The organism is Pseudomonas sp. S3E17, from assembly GCF_024168685.1.
GTDB classification, from domain to species: Bacteria; Pseudomonadota; Gammaproteobacteria; order Pseudomonadales; family Pseudomonadaceae; genus Aquipseudomonas; species Aquipseudomonas marginalis.
The window spans coordinates 4,645,727-4,663,978 of the sequence record NZ_JALJWE010000001.1 but is presented as its reverse complement, the minus strand read 5'-3'; the positions used below and the strand labels follow the sequence as shown (position 1 = coordinate 4,663,978).

16 protein-coding genes are annotated in these 18,252 nt (G+C 61.4%); 10 read left to right on the top strand and 6 right to left on the bottom strand.

From position 1 onward, the window contains the following. Positions 1 to 7 precede the first annotated feature (7 nt). The 4 genes from dksA to J3D60_RS21055 are packed head-to-tail and all read left to right on the top strand — an operon-like array spanning position 8 to position 3,296. Positions 8 to 412: an RNA polymerase-binding protein DksA gene (gene dksA / locus J3D60_RS21070; protein WP_065937939.1), complete on the top strand. Its 405-nt coding sequence runs from the start codon at positions 8 to 10 to the stop codon at positions 410 to 412. A 27-nt stretch (positions 413 to 439) separates the two neighbouring features. After that, positions 440 to 1,645, top strand: a complete 1,206-nt coding sequence (gene zigA / locus J3D60_RS21065; protein WP_065926775.1) for a zinc metallochaperone GTPase ZigA — start codon at positions 440 to 442, stop codon at positions 1,643 to 1,645. Next, positions 1,645 to 2,289: a DUF1826 domain-containing protein gene (locus J3D60_RS21060; RefSeq protein ID WP_253492659.1), complete on the top strand. Its 645-nt coding sequence runs from the start codon at positions 1,645 to 1,647 to the stop codon at positions 2,287 to 2,289. The genes zigA and J3D60_RS21060 overlap by 1 nt, the downstream gene beginning before the upstream one ends. A 44-nt stretch (positions 2,290 to 2,333) precedes the next feature. After that, complete coding sequence (locus J3D60_RS21055) at positions 2,334 to 3,296, top strand: GTP-binding protein (protein WP_253492657.1); 963 nt, start codon at positions 2,334 to 2,336, stop codon at positions 3,294 to 3,296. Here J3D60_RS21055 and J3D60_RS21050 read toward each other — a convergent pair. Next, positions 3,290 to 3,685 (bottom strand): DUF3301 domain-containing protein, encoded by a 396-nt coding sequence (locus J3D60_RS21050; RefSeq protein ID WP_065926772.1) that lies wholly within the window; start codon positions 3,683 to 3,685, stop codon positions 3,290 to 3,292. The two genes, J3D60_RS21055 and J3D60_RS21050, sit on opposite strands and share 7 nt — an antisense overlap. A 117-nt stretch (positions 3,686 to 3,802) precedes the next feature. On the opposite strand from J3D60_RS21050, the gene pdxY reads away from it, so the two are divergent. Beyond that, positions 3,803 to 4,675, top strand: a complete 873-nt coding sequence (gene pdxY, locus J3D60_RS21045; RefSeq protein ID WP_065926771.1) for a pyridoxal kinase PdxY — start codon at positions 3,803 to 3,805, stop codon at positions 4,673 to 4,675. A gap of 55 nt (positions 4,676 to 4,730) precedes the next feature. Here pdxY and J3D60_RS21040 read toward each other — a convergent pair whose 3' ends face one another. After that, a complete protein-coding gene (locus tag J3D60_RS21040) occupies positions 4,731 to 5,216 on the bottom strand; it encodes an acyl-CoA thioesterase (protein WP_003177014.1) in 486 nt (161 codons plus the stop codon). Between the two features lie 291 nt (positions 5,217 to 5,507). On the opposite strand from J3D60_RS21040, the gene J3D60_RS21035 reads away from it, so the two are divergent. Continuing rightward, complete coding sequence (locus J3D60_RS21035; protein ID WP_253492656.1) at positions 5,508 to 7,271, top strand: cation:proton antiporter; 1,764 nt, start codon at positions 5,508 to 5,510, stop codon at positions 7,269 to 7,271. A gap of 75 nt (positions 7,272 to 7,346) precedes the next feature. Here the strand turns inward: J3D60_RS21035 and J3D60_RS21030 are convergent, their stop codons facing one another. From J3D60_RS21030 to uvrD, 3 genes are all read right to left on the bottom strand, one after another. Continuing rightward, on the bottom strand, positions 7,347 to 7,754 hold the full coding sequence (locus tag J3D60_RS21030) for an SMI1/KNR4 family protein (protein WP_017739032.1): 408 nt from the start codon (positions 7,752 to 7,754) through the stop codon (positions 7,347 to 7,349). A gap of 133 nt (positions 7,755 to 7,887) precedes the next feature. Continuing rightward, positions 7,888 to 8,757, bottom strand: a complete 870-nt coding sequence (locus J3D60_RS21025; protein WP_065937942.1) for a Tim44 domain-containing protein — start codon at positions 8,755 to 8,757, stop codon at positions 7,888 to 7,890. Positions 8,758 to 8,946: 189 nt separating this feature from the next. Continuing rightward, positions 8,947 to 11,130, bottom strand: a complete 2,184-nt coding sequence (uvrD, locus tag J3D60_RS21020) for a DNA helicase II (RefSeq protein WP_027608218.1) — start codon at positions 11,128 to 11,130, stop codon at positions 8,947 to 8,949. A 279-nt stretch (positions 11,131 to 11,409) separates the two neighbouring features. Between uvrD and J3D60_RS21015 the strand changes: the two genes are divergently transcribed. From J3D60_RS21015 to J3D60_RS21005, 3 genes are all read left to right on the top strand, one after another. Further along, positions 11,410 to 14,283 (top strand): EAL domain-containing protein, encoded by a 2,874-nt coding sequence (locus J3D60_RS21015; RefSeq protein WP_253492655.1) that lies wholly within the window; start codon positions 11,410 to 11,412, stop codon positions 14,281 to 14,283. Positions 14,284 to 14,444: 161 nt separating this feature from the next. Beyond that, complete coding sequence (gene hexR, locus J3D60_RS21010; protein ID WP_010168370.1) at positions 14,445 to 15,311, top strand: transcriptional regulator HexR; 867 nt, start codon at positions 14,445 to 14,447, stop codon at positions 15,309 to 15,311. A 224-nt stretch (positions 15,312 to 15,535) separates the two neighbouring features. Then, positions 15,536 to 15,733, top strand: a complete 198-nt coding sequence (locus J3D60_RS21005; RefSeq protein WP_074848013.1) for a PA3496 family putative envelope integrity protein — start codon at positions 15,536 to 15,538, stop codon at positions 15,731 to 15,733. Here the strand turns inward: J3D60_RS21005 and J3D60_RS21000 are convergent. Further along, entirely contained in the window at positions 15,663 to 16,637 is a 975-nt protein-coding gene (locus J3D60_RS21000) for a LysR family transcriptional regulator (RefSeq protein WP_027608220.1), read from the bottom strand. The two genes, J3D60_RS21005 and J3D60_RS21000, sit on opposite strands and share 71 nt — an antisense overlap. Before the next feature lie 195 nt (positions 16,638 to 16,832). Here J3D60_RS21000 and J3D60_RS20995 point away from each other — a divergent pair, with 195 nt between their 5' ends. After that, entirely contained in the window at positions 16,833 to 18,248 is a 1,416-nt protein-coding gene (locus tag J3D60_RS20995) for an acetyl-CoA carboxylase biotin carboxylase subunit (protein ID WP_027608221.1), read from the top strand. Positions 18,249 to 18,252 lie beyond the last annotated feature (4 nt).

Here is an 18,252-nt window from a genome sequence, read left to right as displayed (position 1 = left end):
GCTCCCCATGACCGAACAAGACCTGCTGGCCCAACCGCCCGCCGACTACATGAATGAAGCCCAGCAGGGCTTTTTCCGCGAACTGCTGCTGACTCAGCGCCATGAACTGCAAGCGCGCATCGAGGGCGAATTCCTGGTGCTGCGCGAGCAGGAGCCCAACAGCGACCCGGCCGATGTGGGCAGCGCCGAAGAACAGCGCCAGTGGCAACTGCGCTTGCTGGAGCGGGAAAAGAAGCTGCTCGACAAAATCGACGACGCCCTCGAACTGCTGGCCCGCGGCGAATACGGCTGGTGCCGCGAAACCGGTGAGCCCATCGGCCTGCAACGCCTGCTGCTGCGTCCCACCGCCACCCTGTGTATCGAAGCCAAAGAACGTCAAGAGCTGCGCGAACGCCATAAACGGGCGATTTGACCGGCCAACCCTGATGAGGATTACCTGATGCCCAATCGTCTCCCCGTTACCGTGTTGTCCGGCTTTCTCGGCGCCGGTAAAAGCACGCTGCTCAACTACGTCCTGCGCAACCGCGAAAACCTGCGTGTGGCGGTGATCGTCAATGACATGAGCGAAATCAACATCGACGGCAGCGAGGTGCAGCGTGACGTCACCCTCAACCGTTCCGAAGAAAAACTGGTGGAGATGAGCAACGGCTGTATCTGCTGCACCTTGCGTGAAGACTTGCTCGAAGAAGTCGGAAAACTCGCCAAGGAAGGTCGCTTCGATTACCTGTTGATCGAATCCACCGGTATCTCCGAGCCGTTGCCGGTGGCTGAAACCTTCACCTTCCGTGATGAAAACGAACAAAGCCTGGCCGATATCGCGCGCCTGGACACCATGGTCACCGTGGTCGACGGCATGAACTTCCTGCTCGACTACCAGGCCGCCGAAAGCCTCGCCTCACGGGGCGAAACCCTCGGTGAGGAAGACGAACGCTCGATCACCGACCTGTTGATCGAGCAGATCGAATTCGCCGACGTGATCCTGATCAGCAAGATCGACCTGATCAGCAGCCATGAGCGCGAGGAACTGATGGCGATCCTTGAACGCCTCAACGCCCAGGCGGAAATCATCCCGATGGTCATGGGCGAGGTGCCGCTGCACAAGATCCTCAACACGGGCCGCTTCGACTTCGAACGTGCCGCGCAGGCGCCGGGCTGGTTGCAGGAGTTGCGGGGTGAACATGTACCGGAAACCGAAGAGTACGGTATCGCCTCCACGGCCTACCGCGCACGTCGGCCCTTCCACCCGCAACGCTTCTTCGACTTTATCGACCGGCCGTGGGTCAACGGCAAATTGCTGCGTTCCAAGGGCTTTTTCTGGCTGGCCAGCAAGCACCAGGATGCGGGCAGTTGGTCCCAGGCCGGTGGCTTGATGCGCCACGGGTTTGCCGGACGCTGGTGGCGCTTTGTGCCGAAAAGCCAATGGCCCCAGGACGAAGAAAGCGTCGCCGCCATCATGGGCAACTGGCAGCTCAGTACTGGCGACTGCCGTCAGGAACTGGTGTTTATCGGACAGAACATCGACTTCGCGCGGATGCGTGCCGAGTTGGACGCGTGCTTGCTCACCGATGAAGAACTGGCCCTGGGTGTCGAGGGTTGGCGCCTGCTGGCTGATCCATTTGGTCCCTGGTATGAAGAGGCCGCCTGATGCTGGCATCGCTTATCCCCTTGCGCCCGGTGGTGCGCCAGACCCGTGGTGAAACCCCGCTGGCGCTGTCCGATATTCTCGAAGACGGCGTGAACCTGGCGCTGTGGCAGCGCCAATTGCCGTTGCATATCGCCGAGTTCGGCGCCTTGCTGGTGGCGCTCAATGAGCCGTTGGCCGAGTCCTTGGTGATCGAACTCAACAGCGAAGACGCCGAGCCGAACCTGTGCGGTCTGGCATCCAGTTGCCGCGATCTTGAAGGCTACGAAAGTTTTATCGCCGATGTGTCGTGGCTGGTCAGTGCCTTTGCGTGCCTGCTCGGCGCCAAGCGTATTGGTGTGCGCCTGCGGCTGCTGGATAAAGCCATGTGCCCGCGTTTTCACGTTGACCATGTGCCGGTGCGGCTGATCACCACCTATGCCGGCATCGGTAGCCAGTGGTTGCGCGAAGGGGTGATGGACCGCCGCAAGCTCAGCCAACCGGACGCCGAACCGAGCGAGCGCATCGAACAGATCCAGTGCGGTGAAGTGGCCCTGCTCAAAGGCACCAAATGGCACGGCAACGAAAACCACGGCCTCATCCATCGCTCCCCGGCGCTGAAAGCGGATGAGCGCCGATTGATTCTGACGCTGGATTGGCTCGCGTAACCGCGTAGGATCAAACCCTCTACACGGTCCGAACGATGGCACCCATGCTGCAGAACATTCCCACCCACGTGATTGCCGGGCCTTTGGGCGCCGGCAAGACCAGCCTGATCAAGCACCTGCTTGCCCAACGCCCGGCCAACGAGCGCTGGGCGGTGTTGATCAACGAGTTCGGCCAGATCGGCCTGGACGCTGCACTGCTGACCCTGGATGACGATGGCATTGCCCTGGGTGAAGTTGCCGGTGGCTGCCTCTGTTGTGTGAATGGCGCACCGTTTCAGGTAGGCCTGGGCCGGCTGCTGCGTAAGGCCAAGCCGGATCGGTTGTTTATCGAACCCTCGGGCCTGGGCCATCCTGCACAGTTGCTCAAGCAGTTGCGCGAAGCGCCGTGGCAGCAGGTGCTGGCGGTTCAGCCCTGTGTATTGGTGCTGGACGCCCAGGCGCTGGCGGCGGGCAAACCCTTGCCGCCGGCGCAGCAGGAAGCGTTGGCCAGTGCCGGGCTGTTGGTGCTGAACAAGGATGAGAGGCTGGATGCTGCGCAACGGGAAGCCGTCGAAGGACAGCTACCCGATCGCAACATTTATTGGACGCAGCAGGCATACGTGCCACTCGGCAGCCTGCCAGGCTTGAATGCGCAGGCTGAAGCGGCTGTGGATAACTTCGTGGTGCCCAAGGGGCTGGCTCAATTGCCGGCTGTCTGGAGCGATCCAGCAGTGCCGATCTGCCTGAGCCAGGTCCAGGAGGGCGGTTGGAGTATCGGTTGGCGTTGGCACCCGAGCCAGCAATTCGATTCCGAGCGTCTGCACCTGTGGCTGACATCCCTTGAGTGGCGCCGCGCCAAACTGGTTATCCACAGCCGTGATGGGTGGATATCGGCCAATGCTGTGGATAACAGCCCGCTGGCCTGGCAACCCAGCGAGTGGCGTCGCGACTCACGTATCGAACTGATCTTCAGCGCACCACAGGACGTGGCCGCGTTGCAGATCGCACTGGCCGCCTGCCGTTACTGACGGTTCTTGGTGGCGTGGTCCTGGCGCCATTGGCTCAGCTCGATCACATTGGCGCTGGGCAGTGCTTCCTTGACCTCGAACGGGTAGGGCGCCAGTTCGATCTGCGCACTGTGGGCGCCGAATTGCGTGATGGTCCCGCTGTGACGGGTCTCGCCCGTGACGGTGAACTCGAAATTGTAGATACGCGCCAGACGCCGCCGACCGTTGGCATCCTTCACAAAACCGATGCGCTTCAACGCCACGGCGCCGTCGAGCAATTCGATATCGAGCTTGGCGCAATGCTGCTTGACCCGCGCCAACGCCCGCTCTCGCAGGCCGTGGTTGTGCCATACCCAGGCGGCGCCGGTCGCCAGCAGCATCAACACGAAGATGTTTCCCAGGGTCAGCATGCGAAAAACTCCAACAAAGTGAGAGCAGCTTAACTGTGTCGTCGGTCTGTCGTACAGGCTGCGTTTAGTCGCATACTGCGCGGCCAGAATTTCAATGGCTTTACGGAAATCTCCTGCATGAAACGCACACCTCATCTGCTTGCGATCCAGTCTCATGTGGTCTTTGGCCACGCCGGAAACAGCGCCGCCGTGTTCCCCATGCAGCGGGTCGGGGTGAACGTCTGGCCGCTGAACACGGTGCAGTTCTCCAACCATACCCAGTATGGTCAGTGGGCGGGCGAAGTGTTGGCGCCGCAGCAGATTCCTGCTCTGGTGGAAGGCATTGCCGCCATCGGCGAGCTGGGCAACTGCGATGCGATCCTGTCTGGCTACCTGGGCAGTGCGGATCAGGGCCGCGCGATTCTTACCGGTGTAGCGCGCATCAAGGCCATCAACCCCAAGGCCCTGTACCTGTGCGACCCGGTGATGGGTCACCCGGAAAAAGGCTGCATCGTGCCGCAGGACGTCAGCGATTTCCTGCTGGATGAAGCGGCGGCCATGGCCGACTTCCTGTGCCCCAACCAACTGGAACTGGACAGCTTTGCCGGGCGCAAGCCGCAATCGCTGTTCGACTGCCTGGGCATGGCCAAGGCATTGCTGGCCCGTGGCCCGAAGGCGGTGCTGGTCAAGCACCTGGATTACCCGGGCAAGTTGCCGGATGGTTTCGAGATGCTGCTGGTAACTGCCGAAGGCAGCTGGCACCTGCGTCGGCCGCTGCTGGCGTTCCCGCGCCAGCCGGTGGGCGTGGGCGACCTGACGTCGGGGTTGTTCCTGGCGCGGGTGTTGTTGGGCGACAGCCTGTTGGCGGCTTTTGAGTTCACGGCCGCGGCGGTGCACGAAGTGCTGCTGGAAACCCAGGCCTGCGCCAGCTACGAGCTGGAACTGGTCCGCGCCCAGGACCGCATCGCCCATCCTCGCGTACGTTTCGAGGCGACGCCGATCAGCCTGTAAGTACACAGAACCCAATGTGAGAGGGGGGCAAACCTCCCCCATTTTTTGGTTGGACTTACAGCGCGTCAGCCTTGATTTCCTGGTAGCGCTTCTCAAGCTCCTGGCGGATCTGCCGGCGCTGCTGGGCCTGCACGAACCGGCGCTTGTCTTCACTGTTATGGGGTTGCAGCGGTGGCACGGCAGCGGGTTTACGCTGGTCGTCCACGGCCACCATGGTGAAGAAGCAGCTGTTGGTATGACGTACCGAGCGCTCGCGGATGTTCTCGGTCACCACCTTGATGCCCACTTCCATCGACGTATTGCCGGTGTAGTTGACCGATGCAAGGAATGTCACCAGCTCGCCGACATGGATCGGCTCGCGAAAAATCACCTGATCCACCGACAGCGTCACCACATAGCGACCGGCATAACGGCTCGCGCAGGCGTAGGCCACTTCGTCGAGGTACTTGAGCAAGGTGCCGCCGTGGACATTGCCTGAGAAGTTGGCCATGTCAGGGGTCATCAATACCGTCATCGACAGCTGGGCGTTTCCGGGTTCCATAGCACACTCACGGGTTGTAGGCATTGATTGGGGGGCACCTCTGCGGGTGCTGGGATCTTTGCAGCGCCATCCCTTACGGGACGCCGGTGGGCGGCTTGCCGTCACGCGTTCACCGATCTGTTTCCATATATTGCACCGGCTTTCCGGCGGAAGTCGCGGTGTTAACCTTCAAAAGCCCATCTCAGGGCATTTCTTACGATCAAGGCAGACTTTTCCTTCCGCACTTTGCGATTTTTCAAAGGCGCGTGCGGAAGTGGGAAAAGCGCCAGTACCCTCAAGGAGCCCCTCGCCATGCACGCCATCAGCTTTATCCAGGACTTGGCCGTGATCATGCTGGTGGCAGGGGTGGTCACCGTCCTGTTTCACCGCCTCAAGCAACCCGTAGTGCTGGGGTACATCGTCGCCGGCTTCATCATTGGCCCGCACACCCCGCCGTTCGGCCTGATCCACGACGAAGACACCATCAAGACCCTCGCCGAGCTGGGGGTGATCTTCCTGATGTTCTGTCTGGGCCTGGAGTTCAGCCTGCGCAAGCTGTTCAAGGTGGGGGCCACGGCGTTTATCGCGGCCTTTCTGGAAATCATCCTGATGATCTGGATCGGCTACGAGATTGGCCGCTGGTTCGACTGGAACATCATGGACTCGCTGTTCCTCGGCGCGATCCTGGCGATTTCCTCCACTACCATCATCGTGAAGGCACTCAATGACCTGAAGATGAAAAACCAGCGCTTCGCCCAACTTATTTTTGGCGTGCTGATTGTGGAAGACATCCTCGGCATCGGCATCATCGCTTTGCTCTCGAGCATCGCCGTCAGCGGTACGGTGAGTTCCGGCGAGGTGTTCTCCACGGTCGGCAAGCTCTCGCTGTTCATGATTGTCGCGTTGGTCATCGGTATTTTGCTGGTGCCGCGCCTGTTGGCCTACGTGGCCAAATTCGAAAGCAACGAAATGCTGCTGATCACCGTACTGGGCCTGTGTTTCGGTTTTTGCCTGCTGGTGGTCAAGCTGGAGTACAGCATGGTGCTGGGGGCGTTTCTGATCGGCGCGATCATGGCCGAATCCCGGCAACTGGTTAAGATCGAGCGCCTGATCGAGCCGGTTCGCGACATGTTCAGCGCGATCTTCTTCGTGGCGATCGGCTTGATGATCGACCCGCAGATCCTCCTGCAATACGCCTGGCCGATCGCGGTGATCACCGTGGCCGTGGTGCTGGGCAAGATGCTGTCCTGCGGCCTGGGTGCCTTTATCGCCGGCAATGACGGCCGTACCTCACTGCGCGTAGGCATGGGGCTGTCACAAATTGGCGAATTTTCCTTCATTATCGCCGCGCTGGGCATGACCTTGCAGGTGACCAGCGACTTCCTGTATCCGGTAGCGGTGGCCGTTTCGGCGATTACTACGCTGCTCACGCCGTACCTGATTCGCGGCGCCGACCCTTTGTCATTGAAGATCGCCGCCGTGATGCCCAAGCGTATGAGCCGGGTGTTTGGCATGTACGGCGAATGGTTACGCAGTATTCAGCCGCAAGGCGAGGGCGCCATGCTGGCGTCGATGATCCGCAAGATCATCCTGCAGGTGGGCGTGAACCTGGCGCTGGTGATCGCGATTTTCTTCGCTGGAAGCTTTTTCGCGGTGCGCATTGGTGGGTATCTGGAAGGTTGGATCAGTGATCCAAGCTGGCAGAAGGCGTTGATCTGGGGTGGGGCATTGCTGTTGTCGCTGCCGTTCCTGATCGCGGCGTACCGCAAGCTCAAGGCGCTGTCGATGTTGCTGGCGGAGATGAGCGTGAAGCCGGAAATGGCCGGGCGACATACCCAGCGTGTGCGACGGGTGATTGCGGAGCTGATCCCGATTTTGTCGCTGCTGGTGATCTTTGTGCTATTGGCAGCCTTGTCGGCCAGTATTCTGCCGACCAACAAGTTGCTGGTGCTGATTGCCGTGGTCACGGCGGCGGTGGCGGCCGTGCTCTGGCGATGGTTCATCCGTGTGCATACGCGGATGCAGGTCGCCTTGCTGGAGACGCTGGATAACCATAAGGATACGCCGGAGCACTAGTGGGGGCCGCTACGCGGCCCGGCGCGGGACAAGCCCGCTCACCACCGCAAGCCCGTTCGCCACGGGGGTCAGGTGTCAGCTTTCCAGCCAGACGTCCCGCGCCCAGTGCCACACCGATTCCCAGGTCTCTTCGGTGACGAGTTCTTCTTCGCCGGACCACAGCACCACGGTGCCGTCTTCTTCGACGCAGTAGTAATCGTCACCGTCCTGGCAGATCGGGATCATGCTGCGGTCAACACCGGCATCCCAGGCGTTGGCAGCCACGTCCGGCAGGTAGGTGTGGGATTGCGGGTCGGTGACGGTCACCGGCTCCAGGCTGCCGTACACCACATCGCTGACGGTCAGCAGGAATTCACGAAAGACAAACGGGATGTCGATGAACAGCTGTTCCTCGATTTCCACCAGTTGATCTTCGTCAGGCAACTCCAGAGGAACCGGAACCGGTTCATTGGCTTCACGCAATTGTTCGATGATTTCTTCCACGGCCGGGATCCTCTTGCTGATGGCGCGGTTTATAGGGGCGTTTTATACAGTAGCTCGCCATAAGTGCAACCGTGAAATAGAAAACCCCGGACAGGTCCGGGGTTTTGTTACGACTTGCTCAAGCGCGTGGGTATCAGCCGTTCTGGCGGATACCGGCGACCAGCCATGGCTGGTTGTCGCCTTGGGCACGTTCCATGTTCCAGCTTTCGCTGAACGCTTCACCCTGGTCGAAACGCGAAGTCTTCGACACGCCACTGAAGGTCAACGTTGCGATGGTCTTGTCGGCGCGATCATCCACACCTTCCAGTTGCACGTGCAGGTCGTCGATATAGGTCGACTGGAAGCCGTCGCCCAGGTCGGCGCGTTCGCGCTTGAGGAACTCCAGCAGTTGCGGGGTCACGAACTCGGAGATCTTGTCCATTTCGTTGGCGTCCCAGTGCTGCTGCAGGGACTGGAAGTGGCTGCGGGCCGCTTCGACGAAACGTTCCTCGTTGAACCACGCCGGTGCGTTTATCACCGGTCGGGCTGCGGCAGGCGCTGCCGAACCACCGAAGATCGAACCCATGGCTGGCTTCTGCTCGAACACTTCACGCTGCATCGGCGCGCCGGCCGGAGCCATCTGCTCCTGCTGCTTGCGGCGACGGGCGGCGATGAAACGGAAGACCAGGAAGGCGATGACCGCCATGATCAGGATGTCGAAGATCTGCATGCCCTGGAAGCCGCCGCCCATGAACATGGAAGCGAGCAGGCCACCGGCCGCGATACCGGCCAGAGGGCCCAACCAGCGCGAAGCACCGCCGGCCTTGGCTGCGGCGCCGGCAGCACCGGCTGCGCCTGCGGTAGCGGCAGCACCGCCGGCACCGGCGGATGGAGCCATTTGGCTGGTCTGGTGAGTCGGCGCCGCGCCCGAGCTTTTGCCGCCACCGAAGCGTTTGGCGTTGGCGTCGAGGCTCATCGTCAGGCCGATGCACAACGCCATGGCGATGCTAAGAAAACGTTTCATAAAGGGAATTCCCATTTGTGGATTGCACGCGCGCCATGTTGCACAGGTGTAGTGACAGTGGCTAGCGACATAATGTTTCGGGCTTTTGCGTAAGACCGAAACAGAATGGTCTGTAGGACGTATTACAGATATTGGCCCGCGCTCGTTAAAAACAAGGGCGGGCCAATAACCTTCATGTAGGCAAATGTTTCAGACAGCTTCGAGCTTCGCGTAGCCCATCATCAGCCATTTGCTGCCTTCGGCGAAGTTCACCTGTACCCGTGCCTGGGCACCGGCGCCTTCGAAGTTGAGGATCACGCCTTCGCCGAAGATCGCATGCCTGACCTGCTGGCCCAGGCTGAATGGGGTTTCCGGAATCTCGGAACCGGCGAACATGCTGCTGGAGTTCTGCTGCTGGCCCCCGCCGAACGGGCGGCTGACGCTGTTGGACAGACGCACTTCCTGGATCAGTCCCTTCGGCACTTCACGTACGAAGCGCGACACCTTGTTGTAGGTCTCGCTACCGTACAGGCGTCGGGTCTCGGCGTAGGTCATCACCAGGTTCTGCATTGCGCGGGTGATGCCCACATAGGCCAGGCGGCGTTCCTCTTCAAGACGGCCGGGCTCTTCCAGGCTCATCTTGTGGGGGAACAGGCCTTCTTCCATGCCCACCAGGAACACATACGGAAACTCCAGGCCCTTGGCGCTGTGCAAGGTCATCAACTGGATGCTGTCTTCATGCTCATCGGCCTGGGTGTCGCCGGCTTCCAGGGATGCATGGCCGAGGAAGGCGGCGAGCGGGGTCAGCTCTTCGTCTTCCTCGGTGTTTTCGAACGCGCGGGCGGCGCTGACCAGTTCCTCGAGGTTTTCTACCCGGGCCTGGCCTTTCTCGCCTTTTTCCGCTTCGTGATAGGCAATCAGCCCGGATTGCTCGATCACCGTCTGGGTCATCAGGTGCAGGGGCATTTCCGAACACTTGGCCGCGAGGTTCTCGATCAACTCGACAAACACCCCCAACGCCCCGGCGGCACGGCCGGTCAGGCCTTTATTGGCGATCAGCAGGCGCATGGACTCCCACATCGACACATCGGCATGGCGCGCGTGGTCGCGAATCGCCTCGACGGTTTTCTCGCCGATGCCACGGGCCGGGATATTGATCACCCGCTCCAGTGCCGCGTCGTTGCCACGGCCTTCGAGCAAACGCAGGTAAGCCATGGCGTTCTTGATTTCCGCACGCTCGAAGAAGCGCTGGCCACCATAAATGCGGTACGGGATGCGCTCGCGCAGCAAGGCTTCTTCCAGCACCCGCGATTGGGCGTTGGAACGGTACAGAATCGCGATATCGCTACGGGCAAGGCCGGTTTTCAGTGCGCTTTCGATGGTTTCCACCACGTAGCGCGCTTCATCGTGCTCGTTGAACGCGGCATACAGGTTGATCGCCTCGCCTTCGCCGCCGTCGGTCCACAGCTCTTTGCCCAGGCGCCCGGTGTTGTTGGCGATCAAGGCGTTGGCGGCCTTTAGGATGCCGGCGGTGGAGCGGTAGTTCTGCTCCAGGCGGATGGTGACCGCGTCCGGGAAATCCTCGGAATACTGGTAGATGTTCTCGATTTTCGCGCCACGCCAGCCGTAGATCGACTGGTCGTCGTCGCCCACCACCATCAGGCTGTCGCCGCCCTTGGCCAGCAGACGCAACCAGGCGTACTGCACGGCGTTGGTGTCCTGGAACTCGTCCACCAGAATGTGACGGAAGCGTTTCTGGTAATGGGCCAGCAAACCCGGATTGTCGCGCCACAGGTCGAGGGCGCGCAGCAGCAGCTCGGAGAAGTCGATGACGCCGGCGCGTGCGCAGGCGGCCTCGTAGGCTTCATAAATGCTGCGCATGGTGGCCAGGAACAAATCGCCGCTGGCCTGGATATGCTGCGGGCGCAGGCCTTCGTCTTTCTGGCCGTTGATAAACCACTGGGCCTGGCGCGCCGGCCAGCGCTGTTCGTCGAGACCCAGTTCGCGGATCACGCGCTTGACCAGGCGTTGCTGGTCATCGCTGTCGAGGATCTGGAAGGTCTGGGCCAGGCCCGCTTCCTGCCAGTGTGCCCGCAACAGACGGTGCGCCAGGCCGTGGAAGGTGCCCACCCACATGCCGGCCGGGCTGATGCCCATCAACTGCTCGATGCGGTGGCGCATTTCGGCAGCGGCCTTGTTGGTGAAAGTCACCGACAGGATGGAATGCGGGGACGCGTTCTCGACCTGGATCAACCAGGCGATACGGTGCACCAGCACTCGGGTTTTACCGGAGCCAGCACCGGCCAGGACCAACTGACGGCCAACGGGGGCCGCTACGGCCTGGCGTTGGGCATCGTTGAGGGAGTTCAGCAAAAGAGAGAGATCATCGCGCATCGACGCATTCTATGGGCCTAAGGGGGCTCGGGCAAATCCCAATGCCGGGTGGTCGATGCAAAACCTCCCGCGTGATCCTGCAGGGGCAAACATTCCGGCAAGGCTGATGACCGGTAAGTCATGGGCCACAGCCCGCGCAGTGCCTCGCCCGAGGGGTCTGGCACCAAGGTTTGCGGCTGATCACAGGATGATTTTTATGATCTGGAGCAGTTTGGCCGAAGCGCTTGCTTGTGTATGCTCCGTCGACGTTTCGGGCTCACCATTATAAGAACACTGCCTATGACTCTCAGCACCGACCTGCTTGGCCCCTCGGCGGCGCCCGCGCAGGTTATCCGTAAACATTACGCCACCGAGATGGCGGTCGAGCGCACACGCCTGCTCTATCAGGGCTCGTTGCTGCCCACCTTATTAATGCTGGTCAACGGCCTGGTCTGCGCCTGGCTGCTGTGGAACCCCAAGCAATACCTGCTCGACAGCATCTGGCTGGTGTGGCTGCTGGCCCTGGTGGCCATGCGCGTGATCCAGGTGGCGGCCTTTGATTCGGCCATGCCCAGCCGCCAGGCCCAACCGATCTGGCGGCGCATGTTCATGCTCGGCTCGGCGGTCAGTGGCCTGACCCTGGCCACCGCGGCCATTGCCCTGGTGCCGGTGGACAGCTTTATCCAACAGGCCTGGGTGTTCGGCCTGATCGGGGCGGCGACGCTGTCAGCCAGTGTCGCCTACGCCGTGAGCCTGCCGGCGTTCCTGTCCTTTGCCTTGCCGTGCCTGGTGCCGGCCATTGCCTATCTGTTCTGGAATGGGGCGCCGCAGCAACAGGGCTGGGGTGTGCTCGGCCTGATCCTGCTGGCCTCCCTGAGCGTGGTGGCGTGGCAGGTCAACCGCCTGATCCAGCGTGGGCTGTTGCGGCGCTTCCAGAACCAGGCATTGATCGAGCATCTGCAGCAGGCGCAGCAACGCAGCGAGCAACTGAATCAGGATCTGGTGCGCGAAGTCGAGCAGCGGCGTCAGGTCGAGCAGGAGTTGCGGGATGCGCAAATCGGCCTGCAGGACCGTGTGGCGCAACGCAGCCAGGAACTGGACGCCGCCAGCCTGGCCCTGAATAAAAGCGAGGCGCGCCTGGCCATGGCCCTGCAAGCCAGTGAGCTGGGCCTGTGGGACTGGAACCTGCAAACCGATGAGGTTCACCACACCCAGCTCAAAGAGCTGTTCGGCCTCGAGCCCGAGTACGTCACGGCCATGCTCGGCCACCTCAAGCCGCGCCTGCACCCCGACGACCTGCCGCTGCTCAAGCGGGCACTGGTGGAGCACCTCAAGGGGCGCACTGAGGATTACCAGGTGGAATACCGCGTGCGCCATGGCGATGGCCACTGGGTGTGGATCGAAGACCGCGGGCGCGCCGTGGAGCGTGCACCCAGCGGGCGAGTGATTCGAATGCTCGGCACCCGCCGCGACATCAGTGCCGGCAAGGCCCTGGAAGAGCAGCAGCGGTTGGCCTCGACCGTATTCGAGGCAGCCAGCGAAGGCATCGTGATCCTTGACCCGGACTACGCGCTGATCGCGGTCAACCAGGCTTTCAGCCGTGTCACCGGGTTTGAAATCGACGATATGCTCGGTCGCAATGTCGTCGAGCTGCCCAGCAGCCGCGATGCCCGGCGCCACTTCCCGGTCATCCGCCAAGCCTTGCTCAGCCATGGCACCTGGCAGGGCGAGCTGGTGGAAACACGCAAGAACGGCGAGTTGTACCCGCAGTGGCTGCAACTGAATGTAGTGCGTGATGTTCGGGGAAAGGTCAGCCATATCGTGGGCTTCTTCGCCGATCTGTCAGCGCGGCGCGAATCCGAGGAGCGCATGCGCTACCTCACCCACTACGATGAGTTGACCGGCCTGTCCAACCGCTCGCTGTTCCGCGAACGGCTGCGCGAGGCCCATCAGCGTGTACGCCAAGGCGGGCGCAGCCTGGCGTTGCTGCATATCAACCTCGACCGCTTCAAGTTGCTCAATGACAGCCTGGGCCATGAAGTGGCCGACCAGTTGCTGCAAAAGATGGCCCGTCGGTTGATCAATGCCTTGCCCGAGGCCGACACCATCGCGCGTTTGTCCGGCGATGAGTTCGCCGTGCTGTTCGACGCCTACGGCAACCTGTCGAGCCTGGCACGGGTGGCCACGCGGCTGCTGGCCAAGCTGCGGGTTCCGGTGACGGTAGAAGGGCATGAGTTGGTGGTGAGTGCGTCGATGGGCATCAGCCTGTTGCCGGATAACGCGCGGGAAATTTCTGCGCTGGTCAGTCAATCGAACATGGCCATGCAGCACGCCAAGCACCTGGGTGGCAATAACTTCCAGTTCTACACCGACAGCCTGCAAGCCAGCACCCTGGAGCGTTTGCAGCTGGAAAACCATCTGCGCAAAGCCATCGATGAGCGTCAGCTCACGGTGTTCTACCAGCCGAAACTGTGCCTGGCCACCGGCAAGCTTAACGCTGCCGAAGCGCTGATCCGCTGGGAGCACCCACAATGGGGCATGGTGCCGCCAGGCGACTTTATCGGCCTGGCCGAAGAAACGGGCCTGATCGTACCGCTGGGCGAATTCGTGCTGCGCCAGGCGTGCTGGCAGGCCTGTGAGTGGCAGCGCCAGGGGCTGGCACCGATCCGCGTGTCGGTGAACCTCTCGGTGCACCAGTTGCGCCAGGGCAAGCTGGTCAGCCTGGTGCGCCAGGTATTGGAAGAAACCGGCCTGGACCCGCAATACCTCGAACTGGAACTGACCGAGAGCCAGTTGCTCGACAGTGTTGAACACATCATTGCGACCTTCCAGCAGCTGCGTGACCTGGGCGTGAAGCTGGCGATCGACGACTTTGGCACCGGCTATTCATCCCTCAGTTACCTCAAGCGTATCCCTGTGGACTACGTGAAGATCGACCAGACCTTTATCCGCGGCCTCGGCCAGGGACGGGAAGACGCCGCCATTACCCGAGCGATCATTGCGATGGCTCACGGTCTGGCGCTCAAGGTGGTGGCCGAAGGTGTGGAAGATCAGCAGCAGCTGGATTTCCTGCGTACAGAACGATGCGATGAGGTGCAGGGCTACCTGATCAGTCGGCCGATGGAGGCCGAAGGGCTGGCAGATTTGTTACGCAACAATGCAGATTTTCCCTGAAGACAGTCCGCACGCCCATATGGCTACAAGGCAGCTGCCCGCTGATTCAAAGGGCATCAGGGCGATTTAGTGATGCATCGGGCGGGCAAAACGGCAATTCTTGTAGTATAACTACAAGCTTGCTACATCCCTGGCCCTGCCAATAACAAGAGTCCTGCCCTTTGAACCTGTTGCAACATATCGCCCAGTCGCGCCACCTGTTACGCAAATCGGAACTCAAGGTTGCCGATCACGTGCTGCTTGACCCTGCGGCCGTGATGCACAGTTCCATGGCCGACCTTGCCCACAGCGTGGGCATCAGCGAGCCGACCATCGTGCGCTTCTGCCGCGCCATCGGTTGCTCCGGGTTCCAGGACTTGAAGCTCAAGCTGGCCCAGAGCCTGGCCGCCGGCGCGAGCTTCGGCCAGTTTGCGATCCACGAAGACGATTCCGTCGCCGACTACAGCCTGAAAATCTTCGACACCACCCTGCACACGCTCATGGAGGTGCGCGAGAAGCTTGACCCGGTGGAGCTGCAAAAGGCCGTGACTGCCATGTCCCAGGCCCAGCGTGTCGAGTTCTACGGGTTCGGTGCTTCCGGTGCCGTGGCGGCCGATGCCCAGCACAAGTTCTTCCGCCTGCTGCTCACCGCCGCGGCCTACAGCGACCCGCACATGCAGGCGATGTCGGCGGTGACCTTGAAGCCGACCGACGTGGCGATCTGCATTTCCCAGTCGGGCCGCTCCAAAGACCTGCTGATCACGGCCAACCTGGTGCGTGAAAGCGGCGCGACATTGATTACCTTGTGCCCGAGCCAGACGCCGTTGGCGGAGCTGTCCACGGTCAACCTGGCGATCGATGTGCACGAAGACACCGAGATCTACACCCCGCTGACGTCGCGTATCGCGCACCTGGTGGTGATCGACGTGCTGGCCATGGGCGTGGCCATGGCGCGGGGCCCGAGCCTGGTCAACCACCTCAAGAGCGTGAAGCGCAGCTTGCGCAGCCTGCGGTTGTCGCCCAAGTCCGTCAAAGCCCTCGACGACTGATCCAAGGTTGCAGGGGTTCCAAATGTGGGAGGGGGCTTGCTCCCGATAGCGGTGGGTCAGTCAAAGAGAAATCGGCTGATGTACCGTAATCGGGAGCAAGCCTCCTCCCACATTTGGTTTGTCTACCTATCCGGAAGATTCATCGTCCTGTAACCCCCGCGCCGTTAAACCGTCATCGCTACAACCCATCCTGTACTCCCCGTACTCGCATTGGGAGACTCCAAATGGCCCGGCCCTACGAAGACAGCAACAGCTCCGTCAAGACCCGTCGTCAACAGGAAGACCAGCGCCGCATGGCGTTCCGTCGCGCAATCGAAGACCGCTGCGACCAGCGCCAGCTGCAGCAGAGCATCAGTGACTACCCGGAACTCCACTGGCAGGCACCCGCGGCTGCCCAGCGAAACGTTCAGCCAACGCGCTGATCTGCACCCGTTCGCTGCGGATAAAGCCCAGGAACGCATGGGCCACCGGTGACAGGCGCTTGGCCTTGGCCTGCACCAGGCACCAACTGCGGTACAGCGGCAGTTCTTCCACCGGCAGCTCCTTGAGCCCGCCGGTGGCCAGTTCCATATTGACCGCATGGCGCGTCAGCAAGGCCACGCCCAGCCCGGCACACACGCATTCACGTTGCGCTTCGGCAGAGGCCACTTCCACCGTCTGGGTGAAGTGCACGCGTTTCTCCTTGAAATACTCCTCGCAGGCCAGTCGCGTGCCGGAGCCTGGTTCGCGCAGCAACAGCGTGTAGGGTTCCAGGTCCTGCAAACGCAGCGGCCCTTGCAGGCTCAAAGGATGATCGGGGGGCGCCACGGCCACGATCGGGTTGTTGAGGAATGGCAGGAATTCCAGGCCCATGTCCTGGGGCACCATGGACATGATCACCAGGTCGTCACGGTTGTCGGAGAGGCGGCGGATCACCTGGGCGCGGTTGACCACGGTCAGGTGCAGTTGCACCTCGGGATGCTGGCGTTTGAACGCGGCAAACAGGTGCGGCACGAAGTACTTGGCGCTGGATTCAATCGCGAGCTTCAGCTGGCCCTGCAACGAGCCTTGCATGTCCGACAGCTGCATATCGAGGTTTTCCAGGCGCCCGAAAATATCCCGGCTGGCCCGTTGCAGGGCTTCGGCCGCCTCGGTCATGTAGAGCTTCTTGCCGACATAATCGAACAGCGGCTGGCCGACCAGCTCTTCGAGCTGGCGAATTTGCAGGCTCACGGCGGGTTGGGTGAGAGACATTTCCTCGGCCGCGCGGCTGTAGGAGCGCAAATCGCACACTTCATTGAAGATCTGCAATTGACGCAATGTCATACGCATCAGTGACTTACGCATTATTTAAATCCTCTCGCCCCAGGTCGACCGGCCAACTATAAGTCTTTACTTATGAGCGACCCAATAATTATTGATTTTTGTTAATCCCTCCACGGGCTTAGTGTGTGGCTGCGACTGGCTTGAAACATTTAGTCACGCGCCGACCCGGCTCCAGCGGGTCGAAGAACGCAGCAATCGGCTCAAGGGAATTTCCAAGTGATAAAAAAGATCCTGATCGCCAACCGTGGTGAAATTGCCGTACGAATCGTGCGTGCCTGCGCCGAGATGGGCATTCGCTCGGTCGCGGTTTACTCGGACGCCGACCGCCACGCGTTGCACGTCAAGCGTGCCGACGAAGCCCACAGCATTGGTGCCGAGCCGCTGGCCGGCTACCTGAACCCGCGCAAGCTGGTGAACCTGGCGGTGGAAACCGGTTGCGATGCGCTGCACCCCGGCTACGGCTTCCTGTCGGAAAACGCCGAGCTGGCAGACATCTGCGCCGAACGTGGAATCAAATTCATCGGCCCTTCGGCTGAAGTGATTCGCCGCATGGGCGACAAGACCGAAGCCCGCCGCAGCATGATCAAGGCCGGTGTGCCGGTCACGCCCGGCACCGAAGGCAACGTCGCCGACATCACCGAGGCCCTCACCGAAGGCGACCGCATTGGTTACCCGGTGATGCTCAAAGCCACCTCCGGTGGTGGCGGTCGCGGTATCCGCCGTTGCAACAGCCGCGAAGAACTCGAACAAGCCTTCCCCCGCGTGATCTCCGAAGCCACCAAGGCGTTCGGTTCGGCGGAAGTGTTCCTGGAAAAATGCATCGTCAATCCCAAGCATATCGAGGCGCAGATCCTCGGTGACAGCTTCGGCAACGTGGTGCATCTGTTCGAGCGCGACTGTTCGATCCAGCGCCGTAACCAGAAGCTCATCGAAATCGCCCCGAGCCCGCAGCTCACCCCGGAACAGCGCGCCTACATCGGCGACCTCTCGGTGCGTGCGGCCAAGGCCGTGGGCTACGAGAACGCCGGCACCGTGGAGTTCCTGCTCGCCGAGGGCGAGGTGTACTTCATGGAGATGAACACCCGGGTGCAGGTGGAACACACCATCACCGAAGAAATCACCGGGATCGACATTGTCCGCGAGCAGATCCGCATCGCCTCGGGCCTGCCGTTGTCGGTGAAACAGGAAGACATCCAGCACCGTGGCTTTGCGTTGCAGTTCCGCATCAACGCCGAAGACCCGAAGAACAACTTCCTCCCAAGCTTCGGCAAGATCACCCGTTACTACGCGCCCGGCGGCCCCGGCGTGCGTACCGACACGGCGATCTACACCGGCTACACCATCCCGCCGTTCTACGACTCCATGTGCCTGAAGCTGGTGGTCTGGGCGTTGACCTGGGAAGAAGCCATGGACCGCGGCCTGCGTGCCCTGGACGACATGCGCCTGCAAGGCGTGAAGACCACCGCCGCCTACTACCAGGAAATCCTGCGTAACCCGGAATTCCGCAGCGGCCAGTTCAACACCAGTTTTGTGGAAAGCCACCCTGAGCTGACCAACTACTCGATCAAGCGCAAACCCGAAGAGCTGGCCCTGGCCATCGCCGCCGCCATCGCCGCCCACGCAGGCCTGTGAGGAA

Excerpts from the sequence above, each read along its gene's own strand:
- J3D60_RS21040 (WP_003177014.1), bottom strand. The coding sequence starts at position 5,216 with ATGGAACCCGGAAACGCCCAGCTGTCGATGACGGTATTGATGACCCCT.
- pdxY (WP_065926771.1), top strand. The coding sequence starts at position 3,803 with ATGAAACGCACACCTCATCTGCTTGCGATCCAGTCTCATGTGGTCTTT.
- J3D60_RS21035 (WP_253492656.1), top strand. The coding sequence starts at position 5,508 with ATGCACGCCATCAGCTTTATCCAGGACTTGGCCGTGATCATGCTGGTG.
- J3D60_RS21025 (WP_065937942.1), bottom strand. The coding sequence starts at position 8,757 with ATGAAACGTTTTCTTAGCATCGCCATGGCGTTGTGCATCGGCCTGACG.
- J3D60_RS21015 (WP_253492655.1), top strand. The coding sequence starts at position 11,410 with ATGACTCTCAGCACCGACCTGCTTGGCCCCTCGGCGGCGCCCGCGCAG.
- J3D60_RS21000 (WP_027608220.1), bottom strand. The coding sequence starts at position 16,637 with ATGCGTAAGTCACTGATGCGTATGACATTGCGTCAATTGCAGATCTTC.
- J3D60_RS21060 (WP_253492659.1), top strand. The coding sequence starts at position 1,645 with ATGCTGGCATCGCTTATCCCCTTGCGCCCGGTGGTGCGCCAGACCCGT.
- J3D60_RS21005 (WP_074848013.1), top strand. The coding sequence starts at position 15,536 with ATGGCCCGGCCCTACGAAGACAGCAACAGCTCCGTCAAGACCCGTCGT.
- zigA (WP_065926775.1), top strand. The coding sequence starts at position 440 with ATGCCCAATCGTCTCCCCGTTACCGTGTTGTCCGGCTTTCTCGGCGCC.
- J3D60_RS21055 (WP_253492657.1), top strand. The coding sequence starts at position 2,334 with ATGCTGCAGAACATTCCCACCCACGTGATTGCCGGGCCTTTGGGCGCC.
- uvrD (WP_027608218.1), bottom strand. The coding sequence starts at position 11,130 with ATGCGCGATGATCTCTCTCTTTTGCTGAACTCCCTCAACGATGCCCAA.
- J3D60_RS21050 (WP_065926772.1), bottom strand. The coding sequence starts at position 3,685 with ATGCTGACCCTGGGAAACATCTTCGTGTTGATGCTGCTGGCGACCGGC.
- dksA (WP_065937939.1), top strand. The coding sequence starts at position 8 with ATGACCGAACAAGACCTGCTGGCCCAACCGCCCGCCGACTACATGAAT.